14 protein-coding genes and 1 pseudogene are annotated in these 18,029 nt (G+C 73.3%); 9 read left to right on the forward strand and 6 right to left on the reverse strand.

All coding sequences use genetic code 11. The features are described from left to right. Window positions 1-225 precede the first annotated feature (225 nt). Window positions 226-891 (forward strand): annotated as a pseudogene (locus KIS93_RS62350) (aminoglycoside phosphotransferase family protein); the annotation flags it as partial. Here the strand turns inward: KIS93_RS62350 and KIS93_RS62355 are convergent. Beyond that, a complete protein-coding gene (locus KIS93_RS62355) occupies window positions 809-1,876 on the reverse strand; it encodes a hypothetical protein (RefSeq protein WP_230466329.1) in 1,068 nt (355 codons plus the stop codon). The pseudogene KIS93_RS62350 and the gene KIS93_RS62355 sit on opposite strands and share 83 nt — an antisense overlap. 59 nt (window positions 1,877-1,935) lie before the next feature. On the opposite strand from KIS93_RS62355, the gene KIS93_RS62360 reads away from it, so the two are divergent. Continuing rightward, window positions 1,936-2,412 carry a MarR family winged helix-turn-helix transcriptional regulator gene (locus KIS93_RS62360; RefSeq protein WP_080040392.1) on the forward strand — a complete coding sequence of 159 codons (477 nt, stop codon included), beginning with the start codon at window positions 1,936-1,938 and terminating at the stop codon, window positions 2,410-2,412. 49 nt (window positions 2,413-2,461) lie between these two features. Here KIS93_RS62360 and KIS93_RS62365 read toward each other — a convergent pair whose 3' ends face one another. After that, the gene (locus KIS93_RS62365) at window positions 2,462-3,802 is read right to left on the reverse strand and encodes a 6-phospho-beta-glucosidase (RefSeq protein WP_080040393.1); all 1,341 of its coding nucleotides are present in this window, start codon (window positions 3,800-3,802) and stop codon (window positions 2,462-2,464) included. A 23-nt stretch (window positions 3,803-3,825) separates the two neighbouring features. Further along, window positions 3,826-4,584 (reverse strand): DeoR/GlpR family DNA-binding transcription regulator, encoded by a 759-nt coding sequence (locus KIS93_RS62370; protein ID WP_080040394.1) that lies wholly within the window; start codon window positions 4,582-4,584, stop codon window positions 3,826-3,828. Window positions 4,585-4,695: 111 nt separating this feature from the next. Between KIS93_RS62370 and KIS93_RS62375 the strand changes: the two genes are divergently transcribed. The 5 genes from KIS93_RS62375 to KIS93_RS67155 are packed head-to-tail and all read left to right on the forward strand — an operon-like array spanning window position 4,696 to window position 12,217. Beyond that, window positions 4,696-5,931, forward strand: coding sequence for a carbohydrate kinase family protein (locus KIS93_RS62375; protein ID WP_080040395.1), 1,236 nt, complete (start codon window positions 4,696-4,698; stop codon window positions 5,929-5,931). A 4-nt stretch (window positions 5,932-5,935) separates the two neighbouring features. After that, window positions 5,936-7,324 (forward strand): extracellular solute-binding protein, encoded by a 1,389-nt coding sequence (locus KIS93_RS62380; protein ID WP_230466330.1) that lies wholly within the window; start codon window positions 5,936-5,938, stop codon window positions 7,322-7,324. A gap of 2 nt (window positions 7,325-7,326) precedes the next feature. Then, on the forward strand, window positions 7,327-8,205 hold the full coding sequence (locus tag KIS93_RS62385) for a carbohydrate ABC transporter permease (RefSeq protein WP_080040397.1): 879 nt from the start codon (window positions 7,327-7,329) through the stop codon (window positions 8,203-8,205). Window positions 8,206-8,218: 13 nt separating this feature from the next. After that, the gene (locus KIS93_RS68210; protein WP_080040398.1) at window positions 8,219-9,019 is read left to right on the forward strand and encodes a carbohydrate ABC transporter permease; all 801 of its coding nucleotides are present in this window, start codon (window positions 8,219-8,221) and stop codon (window positions 9,017-9,019) included. Window positions 9,020-9,034: 15 nt separating this feature from the next. Then, window positions 9,035-12,217, forward strand: a complete 3,183-nt coding sequence (locus KIS93_RS67155; RefSeq protein ID WP_246005578.1) for a sugar-binding protein — start codon at window positions 9,035-9,037, stop codon at window positions 12,215-12,217. Between the two features lie 136 nt (window positions 12,218-12,353). On the opposite strand, the gene KIS93_RS62405 is transcribed toward KIS93_RS67155, so the two are convergent. The 3 genes from KIS93_RS62405 to KIS93_RS62415 all read right to left on the reverse strand — a co-directional run bounded on the left by KIS93_RS62405 (window position 12,354) and on the right by KIS93_RS62415 (window position 15,870). Beyond that, on the reverse strand, window positions 12,354-12,506 hold the full coding sequence (locus tag KIS93_RS62405) for a hypothetical protein (RefSeq protein ID WP_155127983.1): 153 nt from the start codon (window positions 12,504-12,506) through the stop codon (window positions 12,354-12,356). Window positions 12,507-12,888: 382 nt separating this feature from the next. Beyond that, window positions 12,889-15,030, reverse strand: coding sequence for a prolyl oligopeptidase family serine peptidase (locus tag KIS93_RS62410; protein WP_186405192.1), 2,142 nt, complete (start codon window positions 15,028-15,030; stop codon window positions 12,889-12,891). A gap of 39 nt (window positions 15,031-15,069) precedes the next feature. Next, window positions 15,070-15,870, reverse strand: coding sequence for a MerR family transcriptional regulator (locus KIS93_RS62415; protein WP_080040401.1), 801 nt, complete (start codon window positions 15,868-15,870; stop codon window positions 15,070-15,072). A gap of 165 nt (window positions 15,871-16,035) precedes the next feature. Between KIS93_RS62415 and KIS93_RS62420 the strand changes: the two genes are divergently transcribed. Together KIS93_RS62420 and KIS93_RS62425 are read left to right on the forward strand one after the other, a co-directional pair. Continuing rightward, window positions 16,036-16,968, forward strand: coding sequence for a zinc metalloprotease (locus tag KIS93_RS62420; protein ID WP_222108202.1), 933 nt, complete (start codon window positions 16,036-16,038; stop codon window positions 16,966-16,968). A 120-nt stretch (window positions 16,969-17,088) separates the two neighbouring features. Further along, entirely contained in the window at window positions 17,089-17,976 is an 888-nt protein-coding gene (locus tag KIS93_RS62425) for an AfsR/SARP family transcriptional regulator (RefSeq protein ID WP_080040403.1), read from the forward strand. Window positions 17,977-18,029 lie beyond the last annotated feature (53 nt).

Raw genomic sequence — 18,029 nt, forward strand, 5'->3', positions numbered from 1 at the left:
GGATCGTGGCGGAGCTGCTGGAGCGGTGGGCGTGCGTGCCCGGCGGCGAGGTGCGGCACGGCGGCGTCGGCGTGATCGTGCCCGTGCGGCGGGCGGGCGGCGACGACGCCGTGGTCAAGGCCGTGATCAAGGTGTCGTTCCCGCACCCCGGCAACGTGCACGAGCCGGACGCCTTCGCCGCCTGGCGCGGGCGCGGCGCCGTCCGGCTGTTCGAGCGCCGACGAGCGCTACGCCATGCTGCTGGAGCGGGCGCGCCCGGCCACCCTCGCGGAGTGCGGCGACGTGGAGGAGATGGTGACGGTGGCGGGGCGGCTCAGCCGCCGGCTGGCGATCCCCGCGCCGCCCGGCCTGCCCCGGCTGCGCGAGCAGGCCGGCGAGTGGGAGGAGGAGCTGCTCAAGGACGCCGCGGAGCTGCCGCACGCGCTGCCCGCCCATGTGGTCGGGGCCGCCGTGGCCACCGCCCGGGAGCTGGGCCCCGCGCAGCCGGACCTCCTCGTGCACGGCGACCTGCACCCCAGGAACATCCTGCGGGCCGATCGGGAGCCGTGGCTGGCCGTCGATCCCAAGGGGCACGTGGGAGATCCCGCCTACGACGGCGGCACGCTGCTGAAGGCGCTCGCACTCAGGCTCGTGGAGACCGGCGACCTGGCCGCGGCCGTGCGCCGCGCTCTCGACGGCTTCGCGGAGGCGGCCGGGCTGGATCGCGGGCGGGTGGGGCGGTGGGCGCAGTTCCACGCCGTGCGGGCCGGGTTCTGGGGCCGGCGCCACGGGTTCCGCCTCGCGCGCGGCGGCCCCGGCCTGGACCGGCTCACCCGCCTCGCGGACCGCCTGGCCGAGCTGCTGACGGAGCCCCTGCCGACGCCTCCGGCGAAGCGGCCGCGGGCGTCCTGAAGAACGCGGCGACGCGCAGGCCGAGCCAGATCAGCAGGGCGAGCACGCCCACCAGCAGGTACTCGATGACGGGGATCCTGACGATCTCGCCCGCCGCGCCGGCGAGCTCGCCGCGCAACCCGTACACGAGCATGACGGCGCCGGCGTAGCAGGCGGCCAGCACCCACCGGACGGCGGCCGGCAGGCCGAGGCCGTGCATCTGGGTGACGACGAACACCCCCAGGAAGCCGAACAGGAACATCGGCCAGATCCCGCCGGGGCCCGAGGTCATGACGGCCACCAGCGTGCCGTGCACGGCGACGGTCGCCTCCAGGGTGAACGTCCACCAGCGGTTGGTGTGCGCCCTGGTCAGGAAGAGCGAGCCCTGGAGGAGCAGCAGGAACATGTAGAAGAAGCCGATCAGGTGGCCGGAGGTGGCCTCGGCCGGGTGGTACCAGAAGGTGTAGACGGCGGCCCAGCTGAACAGGTAGCCGTGGTAGCGGCGGGCCAGGTCCACGACGGCCCGGCCGAGCGGCACGGGCCTGCCGAGGAGGAGTCCGCGCCGCCGGTTCTCCATGAGCAGCACGACGACGAGCAGCAGGATCACCGAGCCCTGGGAGCTGTAGATGGACACGTCCTGCGCCAGCCCGTCGTAGAACAGGTGGGTCTGCAGGACGTGCAGGGCGACGAAGCCGGTGTTCACGGCGAGGGCGGCGACGTTGACCGGGTGCAGGCCGTTCGTGTAGCGGCGGACCCTGGTCTGCGCGTAGTGGATCAGCCACCAGAACGCGAGCTGGTGGGCCGCGTAGCCGAGCCAGGCCGACAGGCGGGTCCACAGGGTGGGGTGCGGGAGCTTCCAGTAGTACCAGGACGCGCCCTGGTCGGGCAGCAGCTCGACGCCCCGCAGCCGCCCGCCGAGCAGCCAGATCAGGCCCGTCATGGCCGCGCTTGCCGCCACGCCGATGAGCAGGGCGCGGCCCGCGCCGACGTTCCGCAGCGCCGTCATGGGGGCTCCGTCCAGGTATTTCCATCATGGAATGTTTCTGTCATGGAATGATAATCGGCATGACGGACGAAGGGGACGCGCCCGGCGCGTTCGAACTGATGGTGATGATGCGGGCGCTGAACGTGGAAAGCGACCGGTTCGCCGAGCGCTTCGCCGCGCAGCACGGGCTGCACCGCACGGACCTCAACGCCCTCGTCGTCATCCTCGACGCGGCCCGCGCCGGCACGCCGCTCACCCCGGGCGGCCTCGGCGCCGCGCTCAACCTCAGCCCGCCCGCCACCACCGCCCTGATCGACCGGCTGGAGCAGGCCGGGCACGTCGAGCGGCGGCGCAGCGCCACCGACCGGCGCAAGGTCGAGGTCACGCTGAACGAGCAGGCCGCCCGGCTGGCCCGCCGCTTCTTCGCCCCGCTCGGACGCCACCTGACGGAGGCGATCGAGACGTTCACGGACGAGGAGCGGCAGGTCATCGGGCGCTTCCTCGACCTCGGCATCAAGGCGACGGCCGCGGCCAGGGCGGAGACGGCTTCCCGATGAGCACGACCGTCGTCACGTGCGGCACGCGGGGCCTCGGCCCCTGCCGCGGTCAGGACGGGAAGACGGCGGCCAGTTCGGGGATGCGGGCGCGGTAGCCGTCGAGGAGCCGCTGCCCCGTGCTGACCGAGTCCACCAGCGGGTGCAGCGCGAACGCCGCCACCGCCAGCCGCGACGACCCCGTCAGCGCCGCTTCGACGGCCGTCTGCTCCACGGCCTTGACCTGCTGCATCAGCCCCAGGAAGCGCCCGGGCGGGGCGCCGGCGGCCAGGGGCCGCACGCCGGCGCCGTCCACCATGCAGGGGATCTCCACGACGGCGTCCGGCGGCAGCCCCGTCACCGCCGTGCCGTTGCGCACGTTGAGGATCATGGTGGCGGGCTCGCCGCGCGCGATCGCGGCCATGAGCGCCAGCGCGATGCCTTCGTACCCGCCCGCCTCCAGGTCGGCCGCCGACCGCTCGCCGGCGCCGGTGGCGTCGCGCTCCTCCGCCATGTACGAGGTGTCGCGCTCCTTGCGGGCCCGCGCCCACGCGTCCGGCGCCTCGGCGGGCCGGGCCAGGGCGGCGGCGTAGAAGCGGTCCTGCTGCTCGACCAGCGACTCCCCCCGGGTGCGCCCCGAGGTCGACGCCACCGCTTCCCGGGTGAAGTAGTAGTAGTACAGGTACTCGTTCGGCAGCGCCCCCAGCGTCCGCACCCAGTCGGGCCCGAGCAGGCGGGCCTCCTCGACCTGCCGCAGCAGGGCGTCGTCGGCGAGCAGCCGGGGCAGCACGTCGCGCCCCTCGTACGTCAGGCCGCGCAGCCAGCCGAGGTGGTTGAGCCCCACATAGTCGGGCGAGACGCGGCCGGGGTCGAGCCCGAGCGCGGCGGCGGCCCGCCGGACCAGCCCGATGGGCGAGTCGCAGATGCCGACGACGCGGTCGCCGAGCACCCGCTGCATCGCCTCGGTGATCATGCCGGCGGGGTTGGTGAAGTTGATCACCCAGGCGCCGGGGGCGAGCGCGGCGACGCGTTCGGCGACGTGGACCGCGACCGGCACCGTGCGCAGCCCGAAGGCGACGCCGCCGGGCCCGGTGGTCTCCTGCCCGAGCAGGCCCAGCTCCAGCGCCACCCGCTCGTCGGCGACGCGGCCCGCCAGCCCGCCGACGCGGATGGCGGAGAAGACGAAGGCGGCGTCACGCAGCGCGGAGTCGAGGTCGGTCGTGGTGCGGACGAGGGGCGGGTCGTCGTGGCCGGCGGCCAGGCCGCGCAGCACGTGGGAGACGGCCTCCAGCCGCTCGGGCGAGACGTCGTACAGCACCACCTCCCGCACCCGCGGCTCGGCGGTGTCGCGCAGCAGCGCGCCGTACACCAGCGGGACGCGGAACCCTCCGCCGCCGAGAACGGCCAGCCTCATCCTCTCCCCTTACGTCCGAACCTTCACGCGAGCAGCACCTCGACGCCGGCGGCGGTGCAGGCGCGCAGCGTGGCCTCGTCGGCGCCGTCGTTGGTGACGAGCACGTCGATGTCCTCGGGCCCGCACACCCGCAGCGCGCCGGTGCCGGGGAACTTGTGCCGGTCGACGAGCAGCACGACCTGCCCGGCGGCGGCCATCATCGCGCGCTTGAGCGGCACCTCGGCCAGCGTGGTGTCGACGAGCTGCCCGTCGGGGCGCACCCCGCTGGCGCCCAGGAACACGCGGTCGGCCACCACCTGCCCGAGCGCGGCCTCGGTCAGCACCCCGACCAGCGAGTGGTAGGGCCGCCGCACCATGCCGCCGAGCAGCAGCAGCTCCACGTCGGGGTCGGTGCGCAGCACGTCGAGGACGGCGAGGCTGGAGGTGACGACGGTGACGCGGCGCCCGCGCAGCCGCCGGGCCAGCCGCATCGTGGTGGTGCCGATGTCGAGCAGGACCACGTCGCCGTCGGCGACGAGCCGGGCGGCGCGGGCGGCGACCGCCTCCTTGTCCTGCCCGTCGGTGCCGGCCACCTCCGCGAACGGCCGGTCGGTGTCGGCGTCGGCGCAGGGCAGCGCGCCGCCGCGCACCCGGCGCAGCGTGCCGTCGCGGTCGAGCACCTCGAGGTCCCTGCGGATGGTGGACGGGCTCACGCCGAGCTGACTGGCCAGATCACGCACGCTCGTGGCGCCCGACGTGCGGACGCGGCGCATGATCTCGGCATGCCGGAGGCGCTGGAGCACAGCGGGATCCTATCAGTCAAATTCGCGCAGAAGTGAGCATCGCACCCTTGAAGTGTTCGAGCAAACGTGCAAGATTGCGCACAACCGGTGTGTCGAGGAGGTCTTGCTCTCGTGTCTGCCCAGGCGTACGACCCTCTCGCCGGCGAGCGCACCCCGGAGGGTCCGCAGTTCGACGTGTTCCTGGCCGGGACTGTCTTCCTGGACATCATCTTCACCGGCCTGCCGGCGATGCCCGCGGCCGGCACGGAGATCTGGGCGGAGGGCATGGGCTCCTGCCCGGGCGGCATCGCGAACCTGGCCATCGCGACCAGCAGGCTGGGGCTGCGCACGTCGCTGGCGGCCGCGTTCGGCGACGACGACTACGGCGACTTCTGCTGGCGCACGCTGGAGCAGCAGGAGGCGGTGGACCTGTCGAGGTCCAGGCGGTTCGAGCACTGGCACTCGCCGGTGACGGTGTCCATGGCGGTCGACCGCGACCGCAGCATGGTCACGCACGGCCATCCCGCCCCGATGCCGGCCTCCGAGATGATCGGCAAGCCGCCCCGCTCCCGCGCGGTGATCGTGAGCCTGTCGGCGGAGGAGCCGCTGGGCGAGCCCGGCAGCGCGTGCAACTGGGCGGAGCTGGCGCACCGCGAGGGCTCGCTCATCTTCGCCGACGTCGGCTGGGACCCGTCGGGCGTCTGGTCCCGCTCCGTGCTCGACCAGTTGGAGGTCTGCCACGCGTTCATGCCGAACGCGACCGAGGCCATGGCCTACACCGGCACCGAGACGCCGAGAGACGCGCTGTACGCGATCGCCGACAAGGTGCCGCTGGCCGTGGTGACCGACGGCGCCAACGGCGCCATGGCGATCGACTCGACGACGGGCGAGGAGGCGTTCGTGCCGGCGCCCCGGGTGACGGCGCTCGACCCGACGGGCGCGGGCGACGTGTTCGGCGCCGGCATCGTGCTCGGCACGCTGTGCCACTGGCCGCTGACCGACCGGCTGGCGTTCGCCGGGGTGTGCGCGGCGCTGGCGGTGCAGCAGTTCGGCGGCTCGCTGGCCGCGCCCGGCTGGGGCGACATCGCCGACTGGTGGCACGAGGTGCGGGCCGCCGCCGACCACAGTGGCGCCTACGGCACCGCGCTGGCCCGCCGCTACGCCTTCCTCGACCGGCTGGTGCCGTCGGTGCCGGTGGGGGCCGTGCGCCGCGCCGCCGCCACCATCGCCCGGTACGCCGACGTGGGCATGGCGCCGCCCGTACCGGGTAAGCGGCCGGACCGGACCGTGACCCACCCCGCCGCCGAGGCGCCCGCCCTGGAGGACGGGGGCCCGGATGCGCCGCGCGCGCCCGTGCAGAAGGAGTAAGCCGTTGACCGTACAGAAGCGTCAGCCGCGCGGTGTCAGGGCGCTGGCCCTGCTCGCCGCGAGCGCCGTGGCCGCCTGCGCGGCCGGGTGCGCGCCCGGCTCCTCCGCCCCTCCCGCCGCCTCCTCCCCGCAGGCGAGCGCCACGGCCGTGCGCACCGACGCCGCCGGGCTCGGCAACGTCACCCTGACGGTCTGGGACCAGGAGGTGCGCGGCGGCCAGGCCGCCCAGATGGAGAAGCTGAACGCCGCCTTCCAGGCCAAGTACCCCAACATCAAGCTCAACCGGGTCTCCCGCTCCTTCGACGACCTGAACACCACGCTGCGCCTGGCCCTGAGCGGCAACGAGCCGCCGGACGTGGTGGAGGCCAACAACGGCCGCTCCTCCATGGGGGCGTTCGTCAAGGCGGGCCAGCTGCGTCCCCTCGACGCCTACGCGCAGGCGTACGGATGGAAGAGCCGCTACCCGGAGTCGGTGCTGCGGTACTCGCGCTACAGCGCCGACGGCAAGCTCTTCGGCGAGGGCAACCTGTACGGCCTGCCGCAGGTCGGCGAGGTCGTCGGCATCTTCTACAACGCCGCCAAGCTGAAAAAGCTCGGGCTGCGGCCGCCCAGGACGTGGGCCGAGTTCGAGACCGCCCTCGACCGGGCCAAGACGGGCGGCGAGGTGCCCCTGCAGTTCGGCAACCTCGACAAGTGGCCGGCCGTGCACGTGTTCGGCACCGTGCAGGGCCGCACCGTGCCGCCCTCCCAGATCGGCACGCTCGCCTTCGGCCGCAAGGGCGCCTCCTGGACCACGCCCGAGAACGTCAAGGCCGCCGAGCAGCTCGTGAGCTGGGTGGACAAGGGTTACTTCGCCAAGGGCTTCAACGGGCAGGGGTACGACGCGGCGTGGCAGGCGTTCGGCAAGGGCCAGGGCGTCTTCCTCATCGCGGGCACCTGGCTGCTGGCCGACCTGCGGAAGGCGCTCGGCGCGGACCTCGGGTTCATGCTGCCGCCCGGCGCCACGGCCGACGCCGCGCCGGTGGCGACCGGGGGCACCGGGCTGCCGTTCGCGATCACGGCCAAGAGCCCGCACCCCGACGCGGCGGCCGCGTACATCGACTTCATCACCAGCGAGGACGCGATGAAGGTGCTGACCGAGACCGGCAACCTGCCCGTCGCCGACACCGGCGAGCAGACGGTCGCCGACGGGCCGCAGCGGGAGGTGTTCACCGCGTTCGGGACGGTGACCGCCAAGGACGGGCTGGTGCCGTACCTCGACTACGCCACCCCCACCTTCGCCGACACGCTCGGCGCGGCCCTCCAGGATCTGCTGGCCAAGAAGGCGGCGCCCCGCGACTTCCTCGCCACGCTGGAGAAGGACTACAAGACCTTCGCCGAGAGCAACGGCTGAGGATGGCGGCACCCCCCGGCGAGCCCCGTCGCGTCGCCTACCTGTACCTGCTGCCCGCCTTCGCCGTCTATGCGGTGTTCCTGCTGTACCCGATCGGCCGGGCCGTGCAGATCTCCCTGTACGACTGGGACGGCCTGTCCCTCGGCACCTGGGCCGGCCTCGACAACTACGTGGCCATCGTCGCCGACGAGGGCCTGCGGGCCGCGTTCGGGCACGCCCTCGTCCTCATCGTCTTCTACGCCGCCGCGCCGCTGGTCATCGGCCTGGCGCTGGCCGCGATACTCAACCACGCCAAGGTGCGCGGGCTCGGCTTCTTCCGTACCGTCGTGTTCCTGCCGCAGGTCATCGCCATGGTCGTGGTGGCGGTCGCGTGGCGGCGCGTCTACGCCCCCGACGGCTCGCTCAACGCGCTGCTCGGCGCGCTCGGCCTCGACGCGCTGACGCGCGGCTGGCTGGGCGACTACACCTTCGCACTGCCGGCGGTGGGCGTGGTCGGCACCTGGTTCGAGACGGGGCTGGTGACCGTGCTGCTGCTGGCCGGGATGAGCCGCATCCCCCTGTCGCTGTACGAGGCGGCGCGCCTCGACGGGGCCGGGGCCGTGCGCGAGTTCTTCGCCGTCACGCTGCCGTCGGTGCGCGCGGAGATCGCGGTCGCGCTGACGCTGACGGTGATCGCCGCGCTGCGCACCTTCGACCTCGTGTACGTCACCACGCGCGGCGGCCCCGGCGACTCCACGTCCGTGCCGTCGTACGAGGTCTACCACCGGGCCTTCGGGCTGGGCCAGGTCGGCTCGGCGGCGGCCATCGGCGTCACGCTCACCGTCGTGATCTTCGTGATCTCGTTCGGGATCAACCGCTTCGCCGACAGGAGGACCTCGTGAACGGGAGGATCCGGTGATCTCGCGCGGGGAACGGGCGGCCAACTACATCATCCTGTCCCTCTTCGCCGCCTTCGCCCTCTACCCCGTCGTCGTCATCCTGGCCGCCGCGCTCGGCCCGGCCCGGCGCGGCGGCACCGCCGGGCTCGCCAACTTCGCCGCCGCCTGGGAGATCGGCCGGTTCGGCTCCTACCTGCGCACCAGCCTCGCCGTGTCGGTGTTCGTCGTGGTCGTCAGCGTCGTGCTGTCCATCATGAGCGGGTACGCGTTCGGCACCATGCGCTTCCGCGGCCGGTCCCTGCTGTTCTACCTGTTCATGCTCGGGATCATGATGCCGAGCGAGGCCGTCGCCGTGCCGCTCTACTTCGACCTACGCTCCCTCGGGCTGATCGACACGTTCTGGTCGATCTCGCTGCCGCAGGTGGCGCTGTCCGTGGCGTTCGGCACGTTCTGGATGCGGGCCTACTTCCTCGCCTCGAACCGCGCGATCGTCGAGGCGGCCCGCATCGACGGCGCGTCGAGCTGGCGCATCCTCTGGCAGGTCCTGCTGCCCGCCGCCCGGCCGGCCGTGGTCACGCTGACCGTGCTCGTGTTCATGTGGACGTGGAACGAGTTCCTCATCCCGCTCATCATGGTGACCAGCGAGTCGCTGCGGACCGCGCCCTTGGGACTGGCCTTCTTCCAGGGGCAGTACACCTCCGGGTTCACGCTGCTGGCGGCCGGCTCGGTCATCGTGGCCACGCCCGTCGTGATCTTCTACCTGTTCCTCCAGCGCCACTTCGTCCGCGGGCTGCTCCAGGGGGCGGTCCGCGAGTAAACCACCGGAGGTTCGATGCGTACCAGACCCGCCAGACCGGCGGCCGGGCCCACGGCCACCGCCCGCTCTCCGCTCGCGACCCGGGCGCTCGCCGCCGCGGCCGCACTCACGCTCACCCTCGCCCTCGCACCCACCACCCCCGCCGCCGCCGGCACCGGGGCCGCCGCGGCCGTGGACCTCGACGCCCTGTTCATCGGCGCCCACCCCGACGACGAGGCGTTCACCCTGTCCACGCTCGGCCAGTGGAACGAGGACCACGACGTCCGCACCGGCGTCGTCACCGTCACCAGGGGCGAGGGCGGCGGCAACGCCGTCGGCCCCGAGGAGGGCCCCGCGCTCGGGCTGCTGCGCGAGGCCGAGGAACGCTCGGCCGTCGGCAAGGCGGGCATCGGGGAGGTGTTCAACCTCGACGACGTCGACTTCTACTACACCGTCAGCGCGCCGCTGACCGACCAGGTGTGGGGCGGCGACACCCTGGAGAAGGTGGTCCGGCTCGTCCGCACGACCCGGCCCGAGATCCTGCTCACCATGGACCCGGCCCCCACCCCGGGCAACCACGGCAACCACCAGGAGGCCGCCCGGCTGGCCGTGGAGGCGTTCTACGCGGCGGCCGACCCGAAGAGGTTCCCCGAGCAGATCAGCCGGGAGGGACTGCGCCCGTTCGCGCCCGCCCGCCTGCTCACCGGCGGCGCCCGCGGCACCTCGCAGCCCGGCCCCGATTGCGCTTCGACCTTCCGCCCCACGAACCCCGCACAGAACGTCTACGGCGTGTGGAGCGGCCGCCCCTCGCCGAGCCGCGGCAAGACGTGGGCGGCCGTGGAACGCGACGCACAACGCGTCTACGCCTCCCAGGGCTGGGCCGGCTTCCCCGACGTACCGACCGACCCGGCCCAGCTCACCTGCGACTTCTTCACGCAGGTGGACGCGCGCGTCCCCTTCCCCGAGCCCGGCACCCCGGCCGCCGCCGCCCCGACCGCCATCCTCGACGGCGCCCTGACCAGGCCGAACGGCAGCGCCCCGCTCGGCACCCGGCTCAGCCTGCGCACCAGCACGTTCGACGTCCGCCCCGGCACGCCGTTCACCGTCGAGGTCACTGCCCAGGCACCACCCCGCGAACCCCTCGGCCGCTCCTCCGTCACCCTCCGCCTCCCCGAGGGCTGGAAGGCCGACCCGGCGAACGCGAACGACGCCCAGGCCACCAGCCCCGCGAACACACCCGACCCCCAGGCGAGCACCACGGACACACCTGAGGCACAGGCCAACACCACAGACACACCTGACGCACAGGCCAACACCACGGACACACCTGACGCACAGGCCAGCACGACGCAGACCTCCGGCGCACCCACTTCGCCAGACCCAACCGACCCCTCGCGCCCTGACCCCTCGCGCCCTGACCCCTCGCGCCCTGACCCCTCGCGCCCTGACCCCTCGCGCCCTGACCCCTCGCGCCCTGACTCCTCGCGCCCTGACCCCTCGCGCCCTGACCCCTCGCGCCCTGACCCCTCGCGCCCTGACTCCTCGATCTCTGGCTCTTCGCACTCGACCAGCACCCCAGCCTCAGCCGGCTCCCCGAGCCCCGGCTCCTCGCGCGCGGTCACGGCGCCGGGCACCATCGACCTGGGCAAGCTGTCGGCGGGGCGCAGCGGCACGGCGACGTTCACCGTGACGCCGCCCTCCCAGGCACCCCTGGGCCGCGCCCGCATCGGAGCCGTGCTGACGACAGAGCGCGGCGGCGGCTACACGGACCGGCAGGTCGAGGTCGGCCGCTCCGTACGGGCCGCACAGCAGCCCCTCCCCCAGGTGGCCCAGTTCGAGAAGTGGACCGGCGAGGTGGGCGTGCCGCAACTCCGCGGCCTGGTCACCCCCGTGCTCACCCTCCCGTCCGGCGGCACCCGGCAGGTCGGCGTCGTGGTCACGAACGTGAGCGACACGCCCCGCTCCGGCACCGTACGCATGGACCTCCCGCCAGGCTTCACCGCCGACCGCACCGAAGCCCCGTACACGAACCTCGCGGCGGGAGCCTCGACGACGCTCCCGTTCACCGTCACCAACGCCGACCCCACCCTGAAGACCTCGAACGAGGGCGGCGACTACACCTACACCCTCACCACCACCGCCGAGGACGGCACCACCACCAGCCGCCCCGCCCTCGAGCTGGTGCCCGCCACGTCGGTGCCGCAGGCGTCCGCCGCACCCACCGTGGACGGCGCCGAGTCCGACGGCGAGTACGGCGGCGCCGCCCTGGACATCTCCCGCCTCTGGGAGGGCACCGCGTGCTCCTCGGCGGCCGACTGCTCCGGCACGGCCAAGCTGACCTGGCACGACGACACCCTGTACGTGCTGGTGCACGTGCGTGACGACGTGCTCGGCACCCGCCTGGCGGCCTCCGACTGCAAGCGCCACTGGCGTACGGACTCGGTGGAGATCACCCTCGACCCGCGCGGCACGTCCGAGAACACCTCAACCACCTTCAAAACGGCCGTGCTCCCGGTGACCGCCGAAGGCCCGCCCTGCCACCTCCGCGACGCCGACAACCGCCAGGGCCCCGGCGAGGAGACCGCCCCGGGGATGCGGGTCGCCTCGAAGGTCTCGACCGGCGCGTACACGGTGGAGCTGTCCATCCCGATGGAGGTCCTGCCCGGCGCGGTCGACCCCGCCCACCTGGGCCTGAACATCCTCGTCTACGACTCCGACACCCAGGACAGAACCGGCCAGACCCGCATCGGCTGGTCGACGTGGGGCGGCGTCCAGGGCGACCCGTACCGCTGGGGCGTGGCCACCCTCCCCGGCTACCAGCCCCCACCCGACCGCCCCACCACCCCACCGACGCCGATCATCCCGAACACCGCCCTGTCCAGCCTCGACTCACCGCAGTCCCTGGAACAGTCGGTCCGCATCCACGTCCCACCCTCCGGCCCCGCCGCCCCACCCACCCAAACCGCCCACACCCTCGCGGCCTCCGCCGCTCGCGACACGGTCCGGGTCACCCTCCGCACCACCTCCCGCGGCGAGGCCCACCTGTTCGTCCGAGACACGCAGGGAACGGCAGGCAGCCGCGTCGTCAAAATCCCGACCAGGGGCACCACCACCGTCACCATCCCCCTGACCCGCCCCCTCAGCACCAACCCCACGGTGGTAACCGGCTGGCAGGCCCCCAACGGCGGAACAGCCGCCTCCCAGGTAGCAGTGCGATGACCACGGATTAGCCGCACCCAGGGCCGGGCAGCCCCACCGCAAGCCGCTCGAACGGGGCTGCCTGCCCACCAGCCGATCGAATGGGGCCGCCCGCCCACCAGCCGCCCCAGCCTCACGCCCATGCCCTCGCCCACGCTCAGTCGTCGTCGGACCGGTACGTGAGGATCAGAGCGACCAGGATGACGCCGGCCACCGCGATGCTGAACGCCTCCATCGAGATGAATGCCGCCCCCAGGCACACCACCCCCGCGGCAATGGACAGCACGACCACGAGCGTGTTCCGGCTCATCCGGGCTCGTTCCGGCTCAGGAGGCGGGACGACGGCGGTCAGCGGCAGCGGCTCCCATAAGATGCCGCATTCCGGACACTGCCACGGCTGGTGGCTCATGGAGTCGGGACGCATGCACTGGTGCTTCACTCGGCGCTTCCTCCGCGATCTCGTCACTGCCCGGGCTCCCCCGCCCCACCACAGGCGCCCACGGCCCGTACGGCGGGTTCTCTCGGCCGTACGGTAGAGCATCGGAACGACAGGACGATCACCGTCGAACCGCCTCGCCGAGGCGACACGCCCATCGGACCAGCTCACCGAGCCACGCGACCAGCCATGCTCCTCTCCCGTACGACCCGCCACGATCCTCCCCATGCGTCGCGCCGAAGCCCTTCCAGCGCGGTCAGCCTGTCACCGGAACCAGGCCCAGTTCGCGCATGACGAACGCCAACCAGTACGTCTGCTGCTCCACGATCGTGCTCCAGTTCGCCCCGCCGTGCCCCGCGCCCTCCCACACCCGCAGCAACACCGGATGGGAGGAGGTCGTGGCGGCCTGGGCGCGGGCGGCGAACTTGCGGGCGTGCCAGGCGGGGCAGCGGGGGTCGTTGGCGCCGGCGTCGAGGAGGATCGCCGGGTAGGGGGTGCCGGGCTCGATGTGGTGGTAGGGGGAGTAGGACATGAGGACGGGGGCGTCGGCGGGGTCGTTCGGGTTGCCGTATTCGGGGAGGGTCGCGGCGGTGCCGAGCGGGTCGCGGGCGACGCGCATCAGGTCGAGTTTCGGTGCCTGGCACACCGCCACCCGCCACAGCGCCGGCCGTTGGGTGGCGGCGACGGCGGCGAGCAGGCCGCCGTTGGAGGCGCCCTGCACGGCCAGCCGGTCGGGGGTGGTGATGCCGTCGGCGATGAGCTGGTGGGCGATGGCGTAGAGGTCGTCGAAGCTGTTCTGTTTGGCGTGCAGGCGGCCGGCCTCCCACCATTGGAGCCCGAACTCGCCGCCGCCGCGCACGTGGGCGTGCGCGTACACGCCGCCCGCCTCGACGAACGCCGCCACCGGGCCCAGGTAGGAGGCCAGCTCGGCGATGTTGAAGCCGCCGTAGGCGTGGATGAGGGTGGGGTGGGGGCGGGAGCGGTCGAGGTCGGCGCGGTGGACCAGGGTGCAGGGCACGGGGGTGCCGTCGGCGGAGGTGGCCAGGATGCGGGTGGTGACCAGCCCGGGCAGGGTGTGGCCGGCCCCTTGCAGCTTGGTGAGCGTGCCGGTGCGGAGGGCGTAGTGGTGGACCGTCGGGGACTGGGTGTAGGAGGTGTAGCCGAAGGTGATGGCGTCGTCGCAGCCGATGACCTGGTCCATCACGCCGAGGGCGACGACGCCCTGGGCGACCGAGCTGACCGTGCCGGGGCCCGGCAGCGGCACCTCGCCGACGTCTTCGCCGTCGAGGGTGAGGACGCGGATGCGGGAGACGATGCCGGACGGGGTGTCGGCCAGCTCGCCGAGCACCAGCCGGTCGCCCGCCTGCGTCACGCCGGTGAGCACGGAGTCGCTTCCGGGGATCAGCTCGCTCCAGGTGGCCTGGTCGCCGGGGGTGTCGAGCGGGATGCGGACGAGCCTGCCGCGCGGGGCGCCGGCCGTGGTGACGGCGAGGTAGGAGTCGCCGACGAGCACGCCCTTGTAGAGGTGCTCGGTGTCGGTGATGAACTCGCGCCACTGCCAGGACGGCTCGCCCTCGCCCTGCGGCTCGTCGAGGCGGGCCAGGAAGTGGGGCCGGGGCCGCAGGTGGTCGACCTGGAGGAGGGCCCATCGGCCGTCGCGGGAGATCTTGGGGATGGCGTACATGTGCGGGATGTCGAGTGGCTCGGGCTCGGTGGGCGGGGGCTGGCCGATGCGGTGGAAGAACAGCCGCCAGCGCAGCGGCGACGGCGGCGCGGGTTTCGCACCCGCACCGGGCGCGGCGGCGGCGGTGGCGGGCGGGGTGTGGTTGGCCATGTAGAAGAAGCCGGTGCAGTCGGGGAGCCAGGCGACCAGGCCGGGGCGTTGCTGGGGGACGCCGTCCAGCAGGACCTTGCCCGTGTCGATCTCGATGACCTTGAGCTCGGGCAGCTCCCGCCCCGACGCGTCGAGCGAGTACGCCAGCAGCCGCCCGTCAGGTGAGGGCTGCGGGCTCATGCGCAGCGGGGTGCCGTCGGTGGACAGCTCGTTGAGGTCGAGGACGGGCCGCCAGGGGCCGGTGACGTCGTCGGCCGTCTCGAGCACCATGAGGTCGCGCCCGTCGGGGACGCGGGCGCGGAACCATCGGGGGCCGTGGCGGACGGGGACCACGAGGTTGCGGGCGTCCATCTGCTCGACGAGCTCGCCGACGCGGGCGGCGAGGCGGTCGTAGTGGGGCCAGGCGTGCACGTAGGAGCGGGCCAGGTCGTCCTGGGCGCGCTGCCAGGCGGCCACGCCGTCGCCGTCGTCGTCCTCCAGCCATTGGTAGGGGTCGTCGAACACCAGCCCGCCGACCTCGTTGCGCTCCGGCCGCCGGGGGGCGGCGGGATAGGTGATGCTCATGGGGGTCCTTTCGGAGAAGAGGGATGAGGCCGGGCGCGGTCAGCCGCTCTCCAGCACCTTCCTGGCGCGCTGGAGGTAGTCGATGACGGCGGGCAGGTCGTCGGCCTCCAGCCACTCGATCTGGCGGCTGATCTCGGCGCTGAGCTGGGGGCCGGCCCTGCGCCACAGCGCCATGCCGGCGTTGGTGAGCTGCTCGTTGACCTCCCGGTCGCCCACCTGGAGGCCGGCCGCGAGGTCCGCCCAGCGCTGGGTCACCTCCTGCACGAGGGGGTCGTCGACGGGGGTGCCGGCCAGCATGAGCCGCCGGGCCTCGCGCAGCAGGGCGAGCCATTCGGTGCGGTAGTCGTCCATGCGGACCTGGCCGAGCTCGGCCCTGCGCCGCGCCAGATGGTCGCGCAGCTCCTGGTCGAAGTAGGACTCGTAGACGGAGTGCAGCTCCAGCGCGGCCATGACGCGTTCGGGGTCGGGCATGACGGCGTGGTCGAGCAGCTCCACCAGGCCGCCGATCCGCTCCCTGAGCTGCCCGATGCGGACGGCCTGGAGGTCGAGCTCGGCGAGCTGGGCGCCGAGCAGCGCGCGCAGCGCCGTGACGTCGTCGGCCGAGCGGTCGAGGACGCGGCCGATCTCCTCCAGCGTCAGGCCGAGGCCGCGCAGCGCTCGCACGCGGTAGAGCCGGCGCAGGTCGGCCTCGGTATAGCGGCGGTGGCCCGACGCGGTGCGCTCGCTCGCCGGGACCAGGCCGATCTCCTCGTAGTGGTAGAGCGTGCGGATGGTCACGCCGGTGGCCTTGGCCAGCTCACCGATGCTCCAGCGGCGCTCGCCGTCGTCGTTGCGGGTCACGGGTACGACGGTAGGACCTCCCGTGGCGGGAGGTTCAAGTCCTGACTCTCCGTGATTGAACGACTACGCAACGGGTAGGGGTGCAGAAAGCCAACACCCCAGCGGGGTGGTGCGGCGCCCCCATCCCCTGCCCCGACGCCCCCGCGCCATCGAAAGGGAGCCCCCGTGCCCAGAGCCGATCGTTGCGCGACCATGCCCGTCCACCACCAGCTCATCGCCTCCTCCCCCCGCTACGCGGTCGCGCTGGCCGCCATCGAGAACGAGACGTTCGCCAGGAAGAACGCCAGGACGGCGGCCCGTGAGGAGGTGGTGACGATCCCCGTCGTGGTCCACGTCGTCCACCACACCCCCGAGCAGAACATCGGACAGGAGCAGATCGACAGCCAGTTCAAGGTGCTGAACGAGGACTTCAGGCGGGCCAACCCCGACGTCGACAAGGTGCCCGAGGTGTGGAAGGACCTCGTGGCCGACGCGCGGCTGGAGTTCAAGCTCGCCGACACCGACCCGAACGGCAAGCCCACCTCGGGCGTCGTCCGCGTGGAGACCTCGGTCGAGTCGTTCGAGCCGGACCACGGCGTCAAGTACGGCGACCGGGGCGGCTCCGACGCCTGGCCCGCCGACCGCTACCTCAACCTGTGGGTGTGCGAGCTCAAGGGCGCGCTCGGGTACTCCACGTTCCCCGGCGGGCCCGCCGAGATCGACGGGGTCGTGATCCTGCACAGCGCGTTCGGCACCACCGGCACGGCCGCGGCCCCGTACGACGGCGGGCGTACCGCCACCCACGAGATCGGGCACTGGTTCAACCTGCGCCACATCTGGGGCGACGACGGCGACGGCTGCTCGGGCACCGACTTCGTCGACGACACCCCCAACCAGGGCGGCAACAACCGCGGCACCCCCGACTTCCCCAAGGTGAGCTGCGACAACGGGCCCAACGGCGACATGTTCATGAACTACATGGACTACGTGGACGACGCCGCCATGTTCATGTTCACGAAGGGGCAGTCGGAGCGCATGGACGCGGCGCTGGCCGGGCCGCGCTCGTCGTTCCTGTCGCCGCGGGTCAGGGAGAGCATGCGGCTCGGGACGTCCGTCTGAAGGCGGCCGGACACACGCCCTGAGGCGGTCCCCGGAGCGCGGCCGCTACGGCGTGCGGCGTAGCGGCGCGCGCGCCGAGCGGCGGATGCCCGGCCACGGGCGCGGCGCGACAGTGGACGCATGGACGGACGGATGCACCAGCGCACGGACCGGGACCAGTTGAGCATCGCGTTGCTCGGGCCTCTGGAGGTGCGGCGGGGCGGGGTGCCGGTCCGGATCACCGCCGGCAGGCTGCGGGCGTTGCTGGCCGTGCTGGCGGTGTCCGCGGGTGAGGCGGTGACCGTGGAGCGGCTGGCGCTGGCCCTGTGGGGGGACGAGCTGCCGGGGAACGCGCGGCGCAGCGTGCAGACGTACGTGACGCGCCTGCGCCGGGCGATCGGGCGGGCGGCGATCCGCACGACGCCGGACGGTTACCTGCTGGACGTCGATCCCGGGCAGGTGGACGTGCCGCGTTTCCGCGCGCTGGTGGCCGAGGCGGGCCGGGCGCGCGGGACGGCGGCGGAGCGGTCCCTGGTGGAGGAGGCGGGCCGGCTGTGGCGCGGCACGCCGTTCGAGGGGGTCGGCTCCGACTGGCTGCGCGCGGCCGTCACGCCGGCGTTGCAGGAGCTGCACCTGAGCGCGGTGGAGCGGCGGGTCGATCTGGGGCTGGCCGAGGGCCGGCACGGCGAGCTGGTCGCCGAGCTGCTGGGGCTGGCGGCCGGGCATCCGCTGCGGGAGTCGTTGTGGGGGCGGCTGCTCGTGGTGCTGGGGGCGTGCGGGCGGCAGGCCGAGGCTCTGGCCCTGTACGAGCGGCTGCGCCGCCGCCTGGCCGACGAGCTGGGCACCGACCCTTCGCCGGAGCTGCGCCGCATCCACGCCTCCCTGCTGCGAGCCGGCCCGCGTCCTCGCGGGACGGCCGGCGTGGCGGTGTTCACGGGCGTCGTGGAGCCGCGCACCGAGCTGTTCGTGGTCTCCGGGACGGCCGGCGAGGGCCGCGGGTTCCTGGCGCTCGTGTGGAGCCCGGTGTAACCGCGGGCACAGGCAGGCGGGTGACCTCCGTTCAGGATGGGTGATCGGAATCC

Source organism: [Actinomadura] parvosata subsp. kistnae, assembly GCF_900323885.1.
Classification (GTDB): Bacteria; Actinomycetota; Actinomycetes; order Streptosporangiales; family Streptosporangiaceae; genus Nonomuraea; species Nonomuraea composti.

Coding starts and splice junctions, on each gene's coding strand:
- KIS93_RS62385 (WP_080040397.1), top strand. CDS start 7,327: ATGGCGGCACCCCCCGGCGAGCCCCGTCGCGTCGCCTACCTGTACCTG.
- KIS93_RS62360 (WP_080040392.1), top strand. CDS start 1,936: ATGACGGACGAAGGGGACGCGCCCGGCGCGTTCGAACTGATGGTGATG.
- KIS93_RS62425 (WP_080040403.1), top strand. CDS start 17,089: ATGGACGGACGGATGCACCAGCGCACGGACCGGGACCAGTTGAGCATC.
- KIS93_RS62365 (WP_080040393.1), bottom strand. CDS start 3,802: ATGAGGCTGGCCGTTCTCGGCGGCGGAGGGTTCCGCGTCCCGCTGGTG.
- KIS93_RS62410 (WP_186405192.1), bottom strand. CDS start 15,030: ATGAGCATCACCTATCCCGCCGCCCCCCGGCGGCCGGAGCGCAACGAG.
- KIS93_RS62355 (WP_230466329.1), bottom strand. CDS start 1,876: ATGACGGCGCTGCGGAACGTCGGCGCGGGCCGCGCCCTGCTCATCGGC.
- KIS93_RS62405 (WP_155127983.1), bottom strand. CDS start 12,506: ATGAGCCGGAACACGCTCGTGGTCGTGCTGTCCATTGCCGCGGGGGTG.
- KIS93_RS67155 (WP_246005578.1), top strand. CDS start 9,035: ATGCGTACCAGACCCGCCAGACCGGCGGCCGGGCCCACGGCCACCGCC.